The organism is Pseudomonas sp. Pseusp97, from assembly GCF_047304025.1.
Lineage (GTDB): Bacteria > Pseudomonadota > Gammaproteobacteria > Pseudomonadales > Pseudomonadaceae > Pseudomonas.
Genome location: NZ_JBGLYK010000140.1, coordinates 1 through 15,423, shown reverse-complemented (window position 1 = coordinate 15,423; position 15,423 = coordinate 1). Strand labels below are relative to the sequence as shown.

17 protein-coding genes are annotated in these 15,423 nt (G+C 66.1%); 11 read left to right on the top strand and 6 right to left on the bottom strand.

The window, feature by feature from the left end:
* Nucleotides 1-127: 127 nt before the first annotated feature.
* The 3 genes from ACCC94_RS20260 to ACCC94_RS20250 form a co-directional block, all read right to left on the bottom strand.
* Nucleotides 128-1,783, bottom strand: coding sequence for a cation acetate symporter (locus ACCC94_RS20260; protein WP_413351321.1), 1,656 nt, complete (start codon nt 1,781-1,783; stop codon nt 128-130).
* Nucleotides 1,780-2,091 carry a DUF485 domain-containing protein gene (locus ACCC94_RS20255; protein WP_024763446.1) on the bottom strand — a complete coding sequence of 104 codons (312 nt, stop codon included), beginning with the start codon at nt 2,089-2,091 and terminating at the stop codon, nt 1,780-1,782. Before ACCC94_RS20255 ends, ACCC94_RS20260 begins: the two co-directional genes overlap by 4 nt.
* Nucleotides 2,092-2,303: 212 nt before the next feature.
* Nucleotides 2,304-3,158, bottom strand: a complete 855-nt coding sequence (locus tag ACCC94_RS20250) for a glycine betaine ABC transporter substrate-binding protein (protein ID WP_413351320.1) — start codon at nt 3,156-3,158, stop codon at nt 2,304-2,306.
* 283 nt (nt 3,159-3,441) lie between these two features.
* Here ACCC94_RS20250 and ACCC94_RS20245 point away from each other — a divergent pair, with 283 nt between their 5' ends.
* Both ACCC94_RS20245 and ACCC94_RS20240 read left to right on the top strand, forming a co-directional pair.
* Entirely contained in the window at nt 3,442-3,654 is a 213-nt protein-coding gene (locus ACCC94_RS20245) for a DUF2061 domain-containing protein (RefSeq protein WP_413351319.1), read from the top strand.
* Between the two features lie 73 nt (nt 3,655-3,727).
* Nucleotides 3,728-5,287, top strand: a complete 1,560-nt coding sequence (locus ACCC94_RS20240) for a beta (1-6) glucans synthase (RefSeq protein WP_413351318.1) — start codon at nt 3,728-3,730, stop codon at nt 5,285-5,287.
* 1 nt (nt 5,288) lies between these two features.
* Here ACCC94_RS20240 and ACCC94_RS20235 read toward each other — a convergent pair whose 3' ends face one another.
* A complete protein-coding gene (locus ACCC94_RS20235) occupies nt 5,289-5,651 on the bottom strand; it encodes a hypothetical protein (protein ID WP_413351317.1) in 363 nt (120 codons plus the stop codon).
* Between the two features lie 112 nt (nt 5,652-5,763).
* On the opposite strand from ACCC94_RS20235, the gene ACCC94_RS20230 reads away from it, so the two are divergent.
* The 5 genes from ACCC94_RS20230 (at nt 5,764) to ACCC94_RS20210 (ending at nt 10,139) form a co-directional block, all read left to right on the top strand.
* Nucleotides 5,764-6,330 carry a hypothetical protein gene (locus ACCC94_RS20230; RefSeq protein WP_413351316.1) on the top strand — a complete coding sequence of 189 codons (567 nt, stop codon included), beginning with the start codon at nt 5,764-5,766 and terminating at the stop codon, nt 6,328-6,330.
* Between the two features lie 68 nt (nt 6,331-6,398).
* On the top strand, nt 6,399-6,884 hold the full coding sequence (locus ACCC94_RS20225; RefSeq protein ID WP_413351315.1) for an N-acetyltransferase family protein: 486 nt from the start codon (nt 6,399-6,401) through the stop codon (nt 6,882-6,884).
* Between the two features lie 85 nt (nt 6,885-6,969).
* Nucleotides 6,970-8,319 (top strand): serine/threonine protein kinase, encoded by a 1,350-nt coding sequence (locus tag ACCC94_RS20220; RefSeq protein ID WP_413351314.1) that lies wholly within the window; start codon nt 6,970-6,972, stop codon nt 8,317-8,319.
* A 4-nt stretch (nt 8,320-8,323) separates the two neighbouring features.
* Nucleotides 8,324-9,136 carry a VacJ family lipoprotein gene (locus ACCC94_RS20215; protein ID WP_413351313.1) on the top strand — a complete coding sequence of 271 codons (813 nt, stop codon included), beginning with the start codon at nt 8,324-8,326 and terminating at the stop codon, nt 9,134-9,136.
* Between the two features lie 142 nt (nt 9,137-9,278).
* Nucleotides 9,279-10,139 (top strand): pirin family protein, encoded by an 861-nt coding sequence (locus ACCC94_RS20210; protein ID WP_413351312.1) that lies wholly within the window; start codon nt 9,279-9,281, stop codon nt 10,137-10,139.
* 115 nt (nt 10,140-10,254) lie between these two features.
* Here ACCC94_RS20210 and ACCC94_RS20205 read toward each other — a convergent pair whose 3' ends face one another.
* Together ACCC94_RS20205 and ACCC94_RS20200 are read right to left on the bottom strand one after the other, a co-directional pair.
* The gene (locus ACCC94_RS20205) at nt 10,255-11,439 is read right to left on the bottom strand and encodes a patatin-like phospholipase family protein (RefSeq protein ID WP_413351311.1); all 1,185 of its coding nucleotides are present in this window, start codon (nt 11,437-11,439) and stop codon (nt 10,255-10,257) included.
* 46 nt (nt 11,440-11,485) lie between these two features.
* Nucleotides 11,486-12,418, bottom strand: coding sequence for a lipid A biosynthesis lauroyl acyltransferase (locus ACCC94_RS20200; RefSeq protein ID WP_413351309.1), 933 nt, complete (start codon nt 12,416-12,418; stop codon nt 11,486-11,488).
* A 144-nt stretch (nt 12,419-12,562) separates the two neighbouring features.
* Between ACCC94_RS20200 and minC the strand changes: the two genes are divergently transcribed.
* The 4 genes from minC to ACCC94_RS20180 all read left to right on the top strand — a co-directional run bounded on the left by minC (nt 12,563) and on the right by ACCC94_RS20180 (nt 15,350).
* Nucleotides 12,563-13,510 (top strand): septum site-determining protein MinC, encoded by a 948-nt coding sequence (gene minC / locus ACCC94_RS20195; RefSeq protein ID WP_413351308.1) that lies wholly within the window; start codon nt 12,563-12,565, stop codon nt 13,508-13,510.
* A 61-nt stretch (nt 13,511-13,571) separates the two neighbouring features.
* Nucleotides 13,572-14,387, top strand: a complete 816-nt coding sequence (gene minD / locus ACCC94_RS20190) for a septum site-determining protein MinD (RefSeq protein WP_413351307.1) — start codon at nt 13,572-13,574, stop codon at nt 14,385-14,387.
* A complete protein-coding gene (minE, locus tag ACCC94_RS20185) occupies nt 14,384-14,638 on the top strand; it encodes a cell division topological specificity factor MinE (RefSeq protein ID WP_015478210.1) in 255 nt (84 codons plus the stop codon). The genes minD and minE overlap by 4 nt, the downstream gene beginning before the upstream one ends.
* A gap of 76 nt (nt 14,639-14,714) precedes the next feature.
* Entirely contained in the window at nt 14,715-15,350 is a 636-nt protein-coding gene (locus tag ACCC94_RS20180) for an RluA family pseudouridine synthase (RefSeq protein ID WP_017522036.1), read from the top strand.
* The last annotated feature ends 73 nt before the right edge of the window (nt 15,351-15,423 follow it).

Genomic DNA, 15,423 nt, shown 5'->3' with positions numbered 1-15,423 from the left:
GGGGGGGGGGGGTGGGGGCCCTCCCTCTCATCCCCACCCACCCCCCCCCCCCCCCCCCCCCCCCCCCCCGGGGGGGGGGGGGGGCCCCCCCCCCCCCCCCCCCCCCCCGGCAGGCTGGCTCAGGCTATCAGTGGGCGACGGCACCACTGGCACCCAGGCCGGTCTGCGAGCGGATGAACTGCGGGAAGAAGCGCGCGCGCTCTTCGTCGGCAGCGGTCGACTTGTCGGTGATGGAGAAGAACCAGATACCGATGAAAGCCACGGCCATGGAGAACAGCGCCGGGTATTCGAACGGATAGATGGGCTTCTCGTGACCGAGGATCTGCACCCAGATGGTCGGGCCGAGGATCATCAGCACCACCGCGGTGATCAGGCCCATCCAGCCGCCGATCTTGGCGCCGCGGGTGGTCAGCTTCTTCCAGTACATCGAGAGCAGCAGCACCGGGAAGTTGCAGCTGGCGGCGATGGAGAAGGCCAGGCCGACCATGAAGGCGATGTTCTGCTTCTCGAACAGGATGCCGAGGATGATCGCGACCACGCCCAGGCACACGGTGGTGATCTTCGAGACGCGCAGCTCATCCTTCTCGTTGGCCTTGCCGCCCTTCAGCACGCTGGCGTACAGGTCGTGGGACACGGCCGAGGCGCCGGCCAGGGTCAGGCCGGCAACCACCGCGAGGATGGTGGCGAAGGCCACGGCGGAGATGAAGCCCAGGAACAGGCTGCCGCCCACGGCGTCGGCCAGGTGCACGGCCGCCATGTTGTTGCCGCCCAGCAGGGCGCCGGTGGCGTCCTTGAAGTCCGGGTTGGTGCTCACCAGCAGGATCGCGCCGAAGCCGATGATGAAGGTCAGGATGTAGAAGTAACCGATGAAGCCGGTGGCGAAGAACACCGACTTGCGGGCTTCCTTGGCATCACTGACGGTGAAGAAGCGCATCAGGATGTGCGGCAGTCCGGCGGTGCCGAACATCAGCGCGAAGCCCAGGGAGAACGCGGAGATCGGGTCCTTCACCAGGCCGCCGGGGCTCATGATGGACTCGCCCTTGGGATGGACCTTGATGGCTTCGGAGAACAGGGTGCTGATGTCGAAGTTGACGTGCTTGAGCACCATGATCGCCATGAAGGTGGCGCCCGAGAGCAGCAGCACGGCCTTGATGATCTGGACCCAGGTGGTGGCGAGCATGCCGCCGAACAGCACGTAGAGCACCATCAGGATGCCGACCAGCACGACCGCGACGTGGTAGTTCAGGCCGAACAGCAGCTCGATCAGCTTGCCGGCGCCGACCATCTGCGCGATCAGGTAGAAAGCCACGACCACCAGCGAACCGCAGGCGGACAGGGTGCGGATGTCCTTCTGCTTGAGGCGGTAGGACGCCACGTCGGCGAAGGTGTACTTGCCCAGGTTGCGCAGGCGTTCGGCGATCAGGAAGAGGATGATCGGCCAGCCGACGAGGAAGCCGATGGAGTAGATCAGGCCATCGTAGCCGGAGGTGAACACCAGTGCGGAAATGCCGAGGAAGGACGCGGCGGACATGTAGTCGCCGGCAATCGCCAGGCCGTTCTGGAAGCCGGTGATGCTGCCGCCGGCGGTGTAGAAGTCAGCGGCGGATTTGCTGCGCTTGGAGGCCCAGTAGGTGATGCACAGGGTCAGGCCGACGAAGGCGACGAACATGACGATGGCGGAGACGTTCAGCGGCTGGCGCTGCACCTCGCCGGTGAGGGCGTCAGCCCAGAGAGCAGGAGCGAACGCGGCCAGAGCTAGGGCCGCAGAAATTCGGCCTTTCATTGCTGGGCCTCCTTGAGGATTTCCTGGTTCAGGCGGTCGAATTCACCGTTCGCCCGGCGCACGTAGATGCCGGTGAGCACGAAGGCCGAAAGGATCAGCCCGACGCCCATGGGGATGCCCCAGGTGACGGACGAATCGGCACTGATCTTCGCGCCGAGCAGCTGCGGCTGGAAGGCGATGAGCAGGATGAAGACCACGTAAAGGCCCAACATGATCAGGGAGAGCAGCCAGGCGAATCGCTCGCGCTTGGCCACCAGCTCTTTGAAGCGCGGATTGGTATCAATCCGCTGGTAGATGCTGTCGTTCATTTTGTTCTTGTCCTCACAGCGGGGATGACGCGGATGTCGTCGATCCCTAATTTATTTGAGCGCTGCAAGCTCTCCAGACGACTTTAGTCGTAGCGTTATGACAGCTATTGCGAACAAGCCCGGAATAGACGCTTCGGCATAAAAAAATCCCCCGCGAATGCAGTGCTTCGCGGGGGATTTTTCCGTCTCTGGCTAGGGTGCGATCCAGGCGATCACAGCCACTCTTTCACGCGATCGGGGTGCGCCTCGACCCACTTCTTGGCGGCCACTTCCGGCTTCTCGCCGTTCTGCACGGCGAGCATGACTTCGCCGATTTCCTGGCCGTCCTTCCATTGGAATTTCTTCAGGAAGGCCCAGACTTCCGGCGCCTTCTTCTCCAGCGCCGGGTTGGCGACGCTGTCGACATGCTCCTCTTCGCCGTAGACCTTCTTCGGGTCCTCGAGGAACTTCAGCTTCCACTTGGCGAACATCCAGTGCGGGATCCAGCCGGTGACGGCGATGGCCTTCTTGTCGTTCTCCGCGCGGGTCAGCTCGGCGATCATGCCACTGCCGGAACTGGCCACCAGTTTGTAGTCCAGGCCGTAATCCTTGATCGCCTGGTCGGTCTTGAGCATCACACCGGCGCCGGCATCGATGCCGACGATGCGGCCATCGAAGTCGGCCTTCTGCGCCTGCAGGTCAGCGATGCTGTTGGCTTTCACGTATTCCGGAACGATCAGGCCGATCTTCGCGCCCGGGTAGTTCACGCCCAGGTTGACCACCTTGTCCTTCATCTTGTCGTAGTAGGCGCCGTGGGTCACCGGCAGCCAGGCCGAGAGCATGGCGTCGAGCTTGCCGCGCGCCACGCCCTGCCACATGATCCCGGCGGCGACCGGCATCAGCTTGACCTGGTAGCCGAGCTTCTCGCGCATGATCTCGGCGGCGACGTGGGTGGTCGCCACGCTGTCCGACCAGCCGTCCACGTACCCGATGGTGATTTCCGGCTTGGCCGCCGCTCCGGCCAGCCCGGCCGCCGCCGACAGCACCAGACCTGCGCCCAGGCCCAACAGGCGTCGCATCATTCGCATGGTTTTCTCCCCGTGATTTTATCGGCGCGCCTGGGCGAACCCGGCGCATTTCGCGGTCTTGGCCGCCCCCTCATGATCGGCGCCCGCTGCTGGCGAACTGCTCTGAGAGCGACGCCAAACGGTCCGATCCGCGACAGAACCCGTCCATCCACGACCGCGCCTTTCCATCCACGACGGCAGTGCCGGCCTATCGCCTCCATACACAGGCTCGATTACCCGGCGAGGCATGCCCGCAGTAGTCTTCCAGCAACGGAGAATCATTCTCGACTGGAGGATTGCCACGATGCTCAAGACCGTCACCTTCACCCTGATGCACTTCATGATTGCCTTCGGCGTCGCCTACGCGCTGACCGGCAACATCACCGTGGGCGGCCTGGTGGCGGTGGTGGAGCCGCTGTGCAATGCGGTGGGCTTCCACTTCCACGAGAAGTTCTGGAAGCGCCTGGAAGGCAACTCCGCGCAGCCGACGCACAACTGGATTCACCGCCACGCGTGAGTACCCGCGCGGGCACTGACGGCGGCCGGCGGCATTGCTAAGATGCGCGCCTCGCCCCGGTTCGCGTGCCCACATGCCACAGTCCCCGCGCTTTCCGCTCCTCCGCTATTGCTCCGCCCTGCTGCTTGCCGTGATCGCCCTCTGCGGGCTCTGGTACGGCCTGGGCAAGCCGGTGATCCTGCCGGACGCGGCAACCCCCACGCACAAGCTGCAATGCGCGTCCTACAGCCCGTTCGCCAAGGACCAGTCGCCATTCGACCAGCCCTTCGTCCTGCGCACGGAGCAGATGGATGCCGACCTCGCCCTGCTGGCGACGCGTTTCGACTGCGTGCGCACCTATTCCATGACCGGCCTGGAAGGCATTCCGGCGCTGGCCCGCAAGCACGGCCTGAAACTGATGCTGGGCGCCTGGGTCAATGCCAATCCGCTGGACACCGAGCGCGAGGTCGACGCGCTGATCAAGGCCGCCAACGCCAACCCGGACGTGGTGCAGTCGGTGATAGTCGGCAACGAGACCCTGCTGCGCAAGGAGGTCACCGGGCGCTACCTGGCCGGACTTATCCACAAGGTAAAGGCCCAGGTGCGCCAACCGGTCACCTACGCCGACGTCTGGGAGTTCTGGCACCAGCATCCGGAAATCGCCCCGGCGGTGGACTTCATCACCATCCACCTGCTGCCCTACTGGGAAGACAACCCGCGCGGCATCGACGACGCCCTTGCCCACGTGGCGAAGATACGCGAGGACTTCGGCCGCGAGTTCGCGCCCAAGGACATCTTCATCGGCGAAACCGGCTGGCCCAGCGAAGGCCGCCAGCGCGAGACCGCCCTGCCCAGCCGGGTCAACGAGGCGCGCTTCATCCGCGGCTTCGTGCACATGGCCGAAGACAAAGGCTGGCACTACAACCTGATCGAAGCCTTCGACCAGCCCTGGAAGCGCCAGAGCGAAGGTGCGGTCGGCGGCTACTGGGGCCTGTTCAGCGCCGACCGCGAAGAAAAAGGCGTGCTCGCCGGGCCGGTCAGCAACCTGCCGGGCTGGCCGCTGTGGCTGGCACTTTCCGGCGTGATCCTGCTGGGCTCCCTGCTGGTGGGCGGCCGCCCCGCGTCTTCGCGCAGTGCTTTGCTGCTGCCTTTGGCCGGCGCACTGGGTGGCGGCTGCATCGGCCTGTGGCTGGAGTTGTCGGTGATCACCAGCCGCTTCTGGGGCGAATGGCTCTGGGCGGCAGCACTGGTCGGGCTCAACCTGCTGGTGCTGCTGCACATCAGCCTCGCGCTGTCGGCCCGCGCGGGTTGGCGGAGCCAGGCGTTCGATTGGCTGCAACGCCGCGCCGGCCTGTGGCTGGCGGCGGCCGGATTCGCCGGCGCGGTGCTGATGCTGGGCATGGTCTTCGATGCGCGCTACCGCAGCTTCCCCAGCGCGGCCTTGCTGTTCCCGGCGCTGGTCTACCTGTGCCGGCCGGTTGCCGCGCCGCGTCGCGAAGCGCTGCTGCTGGCGCTGATCATCGCCGCAGGGATTCCCGCGCAGTTGGCACTGGAAGGATTGAGCAACGTTCAGGCGCTGGGATGGGCCGCAGTGAGTCTTCTGCTGCTGGGCGCGCTGTGGCGAGGCTTACGCCTGTCGGCGCGAAAGGCCTGACTCAGCGCGATGGCGCGCGCACCAGGCGCAGCCCGGCCAATACCACCGCAAAAACGGCGAGCCCGGCGTTGTACAGCACCAGCGCCGGCAGCGTGACCAGCATCGCCAGCGCCGCGAGCCACCAGCCGGCCTGACGCGGCACGAAGAAGGCCAGCAACGAAAGGCCCAGCGCCAGCTTGCCGAACACGCCGAAGTGGATCGCCCAGCCCAGTTGCGAGCGCACGCCGCACTCCCAGCGCGCGGCCTCGTCGGCGCACAGGCCGACCCAGCGGCCATCCTCCATCAGCCCATAGCGCAGGCCGTAGCTGGCAGCCAGCCAGCACGCCAGGACGAGCAGCAGGATCACGGGCAAACGACGGGACATGGCGCCACTTCTCCGGGCAGGCGGGAAATCGGTGCCCAGCATAACCAGCGCCGGAGCCGATGCAAGGGGCAGCGGTTGCAGCCTAGACTTCGCCCCATCAACGGAGCCTTCGATGAAGCGATCGACCCTGTTCCTGCTGGTCTGCGCAGCTTCCAGCTTCTGGTGGCTGTGGCCGACCGAGCGCCCCCACGCGCCTCAATCGCACAGCCAGGTCTTGTCCGATGGCGGCTTGCGTGTCCAGCGCTACTGGATCTATCCGCTGCAGGATTTCAGCATCGAGGCGCGCGTACTGGGCCGCGAGGATTACCGCCTGGGCCGCGAATCCGAGCTGTCGCCCACCGATCTCGCGCTGGGCTGGGGGCCGATGGACGACCCGCGCGTGCTCGCCGATATCCGCATCAGCCAGGGCAACCGCTGGTTCTACTGGCATGCCGACCAGTTGCCGATCCCCCGGCGCGAGCTGGAAACCCATGCCGCCAACATGCACATGATCCCGGCGAACGACAGCGTCGCGCGCACTCTGGCCCAGGTCAGCGCGGGGGAGCATGTGCGCCTGTCCGGCAAGCTGGTGCGCGTGGAAGGCGACGACGGCTGGCGCTGGGTCAGTTCTCTGACCCGCGAGGACACCGGCGCCGGCGCCTGCGAGCTGGTCTGGCTGGAAAGCCTGGAGCGCTACTGAAACGCCCTGTTGCCAGCTGCACGGAGCTTTGGGCATGCTCGGCCCATCCCGCCCTGCAAGGAATACCCATGTCCCGCGTCACCCTGCGCCCCGCCGCATCCGACGACATCCCGCTGATCCTCGAGCTGATCGGCGAACTGGCCGACTACGAAAAGCTGGCCCACGAAGTGAAGGCCGACGCCCAGCGCATGCACGCGCACCTGTTCGGCCCGCGTCCCTATGCCGAGGTGCTGATCGGCGAAGTGGATGGCGCGCCCGAAGGCTTTGCGCTGTTCTTCCACAACTACTCGACCTGGCTGAGCCAGCCGGGCATCTACCTCGAAGACCTCTACGTGCGTCCCGCCGCCCGTGGCGCCGGGCTGGGCAAGGCGCTGCTCACCGAACTGGCGCGGCTGGCGGTGGAGCGCGGCTGCGGCCGCCTGGAATGGTCGGTGCTGGACTGGAACGAGCCGGCTATCGGCTTCTACCGCAGCCTGGGCGCTCGCCCGCAGGACGAATGGAGCGTCTATCGTCTAACCGGCGATGCCCTGCGTGACCTTGCACGCAGGGGCTGAAACGCGCATCGCACTTGTGGGAAATGTGCTGGTCTTAATGCGCGGTCACCCTAGAGTTGGCCATCCCTTGAAAGGATTCCGAACCATGACACTTCTACGCCGCGTCGCCGCCCTGATCGGCAGCCTCGCACTGGGACTCGCCGGGCCCGCTTCCGCCCGCGATGTGGACCAGGCCAACTACGGCTTCCCGCTGGTCAACCCGTTCGAGGCGACCATTGCCACCACTCCGCCGGAACTGCGCCCGGAGCTGCCGACGGACGACGACATCCGCCAGTCGGACTACGCACTCAAGTTGCGTCCGGAACGCGAATACGAGCTGCCGAGCAACTTCTGGCCGGTGAAGAAGCTGCACTACCGCCTGGCCCGCCAGGACCATGAGGCGCCGCTGGTGTTCATCATCGCCGGCACCGGCGCCCATTACTCCAGCACCACGCCGGAGTACCTCAAGCGCCTGTTCTACGGCGCCGGGTATCACGTGGTGCAGCTGTCCTCGCCGACCAGCTGGGACTTCATGGTCGGCGCCTCCCACGTCGCCACGCCCGGCTACACGCCGGACGACGCCGACGACCTGTACCGCGTCATGCAGGCCGTGCGCGCGCAGCACCCGGACCTGCCGGTCAGCGACTACTACCTCACCGGCTACAGCCTCGGCGCCCTGCACGCCGCCTTCGTCAGCAAGCTCGACGAGACCCGCCGCAGCTTCAACTTCAAGCGCGTACTGCTGCTCAACCCGCCGGTGAACCTCTACACCTCGGTGAGCAACCTGGACAAGCTGGTGCAGACCGAGGTCAAGGGCATCAACAACACCAATACCTTCTACCAGGTGGTGCTGGCCAAGCTGACCCGCTACTTCAAGCAGAAGGGCTACGTCGACCTCAACGACGCCTTCCTCTTCGATCTGCAGCAGTCCAGGCAGCACCTCTCCAATGAGGAGATGGCCATGCTGATCGGCGCGGTGTTCCGCTTCTCCTCCGCCGACATCGCCTTCACCTCCGACCTGATCAACCGCCGCGGGCTGATCACCCCGCCCAAGTACCCGATCACCGAAGGCACCAGCCTGACGCCCTTCTTCAAGCGCGCCATGCAGTGCGACTTCGAGTGCTACATGACCGACCAGCTCATGCCGCTGTGGCGCGCCAAATACGACGGCGGCAGCCTGCCGCAGCTGGTGCAGCAGGTCAGCCTGTACGCCCTCGAGGACTACCTGCGCGACAGCCCGAAGATCGCCGTGATGCACAACGCCGACGACGTGATCCTCGGGCCGGGCGACATCGGCTTCCTGCGCCGCACCTTTGGCGACCGCCTGACGCTCTACCCGCGCGGCGGCCACTGCGGCAACCTCAACTACCGCGTGAATGCCCAGGACATGCTGGGTTTCTTCAAGGGACAGGATGCCTCGGCCGCTGGCCTGGCAGCCGTGCAGACAGGGAACTGACTCCATGCCACTTCGCTATTCCTTGACGCTCGCCCTGCTGCTGGCCTGCGGCCTCGCCCGGGCCGAGACCCCGCAGCCGCTGCAGAAACCCGGCCCGACCGCCTTCGAGATGGCGCCGGACACCGATGGCTTCAAGCACCCGCTGGACATCCTCAAGTTCAACCCAGGCCTGGACCAGCGCGAGTTCGAGCGCGCCACCTTCGACGCCCTGAATGTCTACGACCCCTGGGAATCCTGGAACCGCCGGATCTACCACTTCAACTACCGCTTCGACGAGTGGGTGTTCCTGCCCGTGGTGCACGGTTACGAGTACGTCACCCCGCGCTTCGTGCGCACCGGCGTGAGCAACTTCTTCAGCAACCTGGGCGAGGTGCCGACCCTGCTCAACAGCGTCGCCCAGCTCAAGCCCGAGCGCGCGGCGAACAGCACGGCACGCCTGCTGTTCAACACCGTCTTCGGCATCGCCGGCCTGTGGGACCCTGCCACCGCCATGGGCCTGCCCAAGGTCAGCGAGGACTTCGGCCAGACCCTGGGCTACTGGGGCGTGCCGGACGGCCCGTACCTGATGCTGCCGATCCTCGGCCCCTCCAACCTGCGCGACACCGGCGGGCTGGTCACCGACTTCGTCGCCGCGCGCGAGGTGAACTACCTCAACTACTCCGACCTCAGTCGCGAATACTGGGAGCTGCCGGTGCTGGAGATCATCGACAAGCGCTACAGCAACGGCTTCCGCTACGGGCAGATGAACACGCCCTTCGAGTACGAGAAGCTGCGCTACTTCTACACCGAAGCCCGGCGTCTGCAGATCCAGGAGTGAAGCGGAACCGCTGCCTTCGGGCAGCGGTTTTCTTCTCAGCCTGATGATCGAATAAATCGATTGTTAGGCTGAAAAACTCGCAACCATTCATCCATCATTCAGGATTAGGATGATCTCCATCCACAGATCAAGGAGGTCCTCCATGACCCGTTTACGCACCGTGATCGACCAGCACATCGGCCAACCGGCCAGCGACGGCGCCGGCGTGCGCCTGACCCGCGTGATCGGCGGCGCCGGCATCGAGCGCTTCGATCCGTTCCTGATGCTCGACCAGTTCGACACGCAGAATCCCGACGACTACATCGCCGGCTTCCCGGCGCACCCGCACCGCGGCTTCGAGACCGTGACCTACATGCTCGAAGGACGCATGCGCCACGAAGACCACCTGGGCAACACCGGTCTGCTCAAGCCCGGCGGCGTGCAGTGGATGACCGCCGCGCACGGCATCATCCACAGCGAGATGCCCGAGCAGGTGGAAGGCGCCATGCGTGGCTTCCAGCTGTGGCTGAACCTGCCGGCGAAGGACAAGCTGGCCCCGGCCGGCTACCGCGACATCGAACCCGAAGACGTGCCGCGCGTGACCACCGCGCAAGGCGTCGGCGTGACCGTGATCGCCGGCCGCTTCGACGATGGTGAAACCGCCGCCGACGGCGCCGTGCAGCGCCCCGGCACCGAGCCGCACTACTACGACCTGGTACTGCCAGCGGGCACTTCGGTGGCTCCGCGGATTCCGGCGGCCCATCGGGTGATGCTGTACGTCTACGAAGGATCGCTCAAGGTACCGGGCGAGCGCGGTGACGAGACCGTCGCCACCAACCGCCTGGTGCGCCTGGGCCAGGGCGAGGAGACCCGGCTGTCCAGCGACAAGGGCGCGCGCGTCCTGCTGCTGGCCGGCAAACCGCTCGATGAGCCCATCGTGCAATACGGCCCGTTCGTGATGAACAGCCGCGAGGAGATCGAGCAGGCACTGCGCGATTATCGCGATGGGGTGTTTGCCGTCTGACAGCCGCGCTTTTTAGGGCAACTGTTTTTTCTGAAACTCCGTGCTTGGGCAGCCCTCGTGCAGAGCTGCATGTAGGAAGCGGACTGTGCCGATGCTTCACAGAAAAGGCCCGTGCCTATAGCGACCAATCCCCCATCCCCAGAAAGCGCGCGATCTCCGCGCGCTTTTCCATGGCATCGCGATACCCCAGCTCGATCAGCGCATTGCAGTAACCCGGCTCGAACAGCAGGTAGCTGAGCACGCCCGCCCCGCTCGCCTTGGTCGCGCCCGGCCCGCGGAGGAACAGGCGCAGCGCCCGCGGCAGTTCGTGGCGGTACTGCGCGGCGATCTCGTCCAGCGGCCGGCTCGGTGAAATCACCAGCACATCCACCGGCGCCAGCCCCAGCGTCGCCCGGCGCGCCTCTTCGGGCACCAGCGAGCTGAGGAAATTGATGCGGTGCAGCAGCTCGATATCGCCTTCGAGGCTGTCGATGAAGGTGCTGTTGAGCAGATGAATCCCTACCTGCGCCAGGCTCGGCGGCTGCCCGGTGCGGTAGTTGGCCACCTGCTCGTTGGCGCTGCCCAGCGTGGGATTGCCGCTGACGCCGATCACCAGCACGCGATTGGCGCCCAGGTGCAACGCCGGGCTGATCGGCGCCTGCTGGCGCACCGCGCCATCACCGAAATACTCGCGGAGAATCTTCACCGGGCGGAACAGCAGCGGAATCGCCGAGCTGGCCAGCAGGTGTTCGATCTGCAGGCGCGTCGGCACGCCGATGCGGCGGTGACGCAGCCAGGGATCGATGGTGGCGCGGCCCTGGTAGAAGGTCACCGCCTGGCCGGACTCATAGCCGAACGCCGTCACCGCTACCGCGCGCAGGTTGCGCCGGCGCACGGCGGCGGCGATGCCGGAGAGGTCCAGTTCGCGCTCCAGGAGATAGCGCAGCGGGGTGCTGTCGAGCAACGCCACCGGCTCCCGCCGGCCCAGCCCCAGCAGGCTGTGGCCGAGGAACTTGAAGGCCTGGCTGAATACGCCCGGCCAGTCGGCGCGGTACACCTGCCCGGTGCGAAAGCCCTGCCAGACCTTGGTCAGGCGCTCTACCGCGCCGGTAAAGGACAACGCCCCGCAGGCCAGCCCAACCGCATTGATGGCACCGGCGGAAGTACCAACGATCACGGGGAAGGGATTCTCCGCGCCCTCGGGCAGCAGCTCGGCGATGGCCGCCAGGACGCCAACCTGGTAGGCCGCCCGCGCGCCACCGCCGGAGAGGATCAGGCCGGTGACGGCCGGGCAATGTTGGGGAGTGGCGGAGTCGGTCACGGCAGAAGTCCTTGTCGCGTCGTTTCCAGCGTAGCCCGCCGGAGCCTTACTTCTTCCTGGCGTAGAGCTTGGGCTCGCCTTCGGGGCGGCTCTTGAAGCGGCGATGCGCCCAGAGATACTGCTCGGGCTGGCGACGGATCTCGCTTTCCACCCACTGGTTGATGCGGATGCAGTCGGCCTCTTCGCTCTCGCCGGGGAAGTCCTGCAGCGGCGGATGGATGGTCAGGCGGTAGCCGGAACCATCGGCCAGGCGCGACTGGGTGAACGGCAGCACCAGCGCGCGGCCCAGGCGGGCGAACTTGGTGGTGGCGGTGACGGTGGCCGCCTGGATGCCGAACAGCGGCACGAACAGGCTCTGCTTGGCGCCGTAGTCCTGGTCCGGCGCATACCAGATGGCGCGGCCGGCGCGCAGCACCTTGAGCATCGCGCGCACGTCCTCGCGTTCGATGGCGGTGGCGTCGGCGTTATGGCGCTCGCGGCCGGTACGCTGGACGAAGTCGAACACCGGGTTGTCGTGCTCGCGGTACATGCCGTCGATGGTCTGCACCTGGCCCAGCAACGCCGCGCCGATTTCCAGCGTGGTGAAGTGCATGGCCATGAGGATTACGCCCTTGCCTTCGGCCTCGGCCTTCTTCAGGTGCTCGATGCCCTCGATATGGGCGAGCCTGGCCAGGCGCGCCTGCGGCCACCACCAGCTCATGGCCATCTCGAAGAAGGCGATGCCGGTGGAAGCGAAGTTCTCCTTGAGCAGGCGCTTGCGCTCGGCGGCGGAGAGTTCCGGGAAGCACAGCTCCAGGTTGCGCGCGGCAATTGCCCGGCGGCTGCCGACCACGCGGTACATCACCGCGCCCAGGGCGCGGCCCAGCGCCAGCAGCGCCGGATAGGGCAGCTGCACCACCAGCCAGAGCACGCCAAGGCCGAGCCAGAGCGGCCAGTGACGGGGATGGAGGAATTCTCGGCGAAAGGTGGGGCGGTCCATGGAACTTTCCGGTCACGATCAAAGCCCGACATTCTACCTTGCGCGGGCGCGCCGTGCCTGCCTTGCGCCCTGGCTATGCGCCACGCTTGCGGCTGCCGGGGCGGTCCGCTATAAGTCCACCCATTTTGATGACGCAGTCCGACCATGAGCCAAGCTGACCTTCTCGACCAAGATCCCGTATTCCAGCTCAAGGGCAGCATGCTGGCCGTCACCGTCCTGGAACTGGCCCACAACGATCTGCCGCGCCTGGACCGCCAGCTTGCCGACAAGGTCGCCCAGGCGCCCAACTTCTTCCGCGACACGCCGCTGGTGCTGGCGCTGGACAAGCTCCCCGACGGCGAAGGCCAACTCGACCTGCAGGGCGTGCTGGACATCTGCCGCCGCCACGGCCTGCGCACCCTGGCCATCCGCGCCAGCCGCGAGGAAGACATCCGCCTGGCCACCATGTTCGACATTCCCGTGCTGCCGCCGTCCGGTTCGTCCCGCGAGCGCACCGTCGAGCCCAAGGACGCCGTGCCGCAGGTGACCGGCGCCACCCCGGTGCGCCGCCCGCGTGGTGAAAAGCTCTCCGAGAAGGTGGTCGAGCAGGCCGCTGGCGCTGGTGTACAGGCCGGCAAAACCGTGGAGAAGCCGGCTGAGCAAGCCGCCGACGCCAAAGCGGAGAAGCCGACCGAAGCTGCCGCCCAGGCAACGGCCGCCCCGCAGGAAGCCGCTGCGGAAGCTGCCGCGGAAAAACCGGCCGAGCCGCCGGCGCCGGTCGTGCGCCCGACCAAGCTGGTGACTACCCCGGTCCGCGGCGGCGTGCAGATCTACGCCGCCGGCGGCGACCTGATCGTCCTCGCGCCCGTCAGCCCGGGTGCGGAACTTCTCGCCGACGGCAACATCCATGTGTACGGTCCGATGCGCGGCCGCGCCCTGGCTGGCGTCAAGGGCGATACCAGCGCCCGTATCTTCTGCCAGCAACTGGCCGCGGAACTCGTGTCCATCGCCGGTAATTACAAGGTCGCCGAAGACCTTCGACGCAGTCCGCAATGGGGGCAGGCGGTGCACGTCAGCCTGTCGGGTGACGTGTTGAACATCACCCGCCTTTAACGGATACTGCCGCGACTTTCAGGGACCAGAATTCTTCGTTTTTTCTTTGGGGTGAATCACCTTGGCCAAGATCCTCGTAGTCACTTCCGGTAAGGGTGGCGTCGGTAAAACCACCACCAGCGCAGCCATCGGCACCGGCCTGGCCCTGCGCGGCCACAAGACCGTCATCGTCGACTTCGACGTGGGCCTGCGTAACCTCGACCTGATCATGGGCTGCGAACGCCGCGTGGTTTACGACTTCGTCAACGTCATCAATGGCGAAGCGACCCTGACCCAGGCCCTGATCAAGGACAAGCGCCTCGAGAACCTGTTCGTGCTGGCCGCCAGCCAGACCCGCGACAAGGACGCTCTCACCCAGGAAGGCGTCGGCAAGGTCATCGAGGAACTCAAGCAGTCCTTCGACTACGTGATCTGCGACTCCCCGGCCGGCATCGAGAAAGGTGCCCACCTGGCCATGTACTACGCCGACGAGGCGATCGTCGTGACCAACCCGGAAGTCTCCTCGGTCCGCGACTCCGACCGCATGCTCGGCCTGCTGGCGAGCAAATCCGCCCGCGCCGAGAAAGGCGAGGACGCGATCAAGGAACACCTGCTGCTGACCCGCTACAACCCCGAGCGCGTCACCAAGGGCGAAATGCTCGGCGTCGAGGACGTCGAGGAAATCCTGGCCATCCGTCTGCTCGGCGTGATCCCGGAATCCCAGGCGGTGCTCAAGGCATCCAACCAGGGCGTACCGGTCATCCTCGACGAAGAGAGCGATGCCGGCCAGGCGTACAGCGACGCCGTCGAGCGACTGCTGGGCAAAGACATGCCCCACCGTTTCCTCGACGTGCAGAAGAAAGGATTCCTGCAACGACTGTTCGGAGGACGTGAATGAGCCTTTTAGATTTCTTCCGCAGCCGGAAGTCGCAAAACAGCGCATCCATCGCGAAAGAAAGACTCCAGATCATCGTCGCCCATGAGCGCGGCAACCGTTCGCAACCGGACTACCTTCCGCAGCTGCAGAAAGACCTGCTGGAAGTGATCCGCAAATACGTGCCCATCGACCAGGAACAAGTCCAGGTCGAGCTGGCCAACCAGGGCAGCTGTTCGATCCTGGAACTCAACATCACCCTGCCGGAGCGTTGATCCGGCCCGGGTGAACCTGCGGCGGCCTCGGCCGCCGCAGTCGTTTCTGTCTCACTTATTTCGCCTACGAGCTTCCATGCCGCTTTCCCAGATCGAATTCGTCCATGAGGACGCCGCCCTGCTGGTGGTGAACAAGCCCACCCTGCTGCTCTCCGTGCCCGGCCGCGCGGACGACAACAAGGACTGCCTGATCACCCGCCTGCAGGAGAACGGCTACCCGGAAGCGCGCATCGTCCATCGCCTGGACTGGGAAACCTCGGGTCTGATCGTCCTCGCCCGCGACGCCGACAGCCACCGCGAGCTGTCCCGCCAGTTCCACGACCGCGAGACCGAGAAGGCCTATACCGCGCTGTGCTGGGGCGAACCCGAGCTGGACAGCGGTCGCATCGAGGCGCCGCTGCGCTACGACCCGCCGACCAAGCCGCGCCACGTGGTGGACTTCGAGCAGGGCCGCCATGCACTGACCTTCTGGCGCGTCATGGAGCGCCACGGCAACTGGAGCCGCGTGGAGCTCACACCGATCACCGGCCGCTCTCACCAGTTGCGCGTGCACATGCTGAGCATCGGCCACCCGCTGCTGGGTGACCGCCTGTACGCCGAAGGCGAAGCCCTGGAACTGCGCGACCGCCTGTGCCTGCACGCCAGCATGCTGGCCCTGACCCACCCGCAGACCGGCGAGCGCCTGCGCTTCGAGTCGCCCGCGCCGTTCTGACTGCTTCATGTAGGAGCGAGCTTGCTCGCGAACCGCCCAAGCTTTGGCGCCAGCCCCGGTTCGCGAGCAAGCT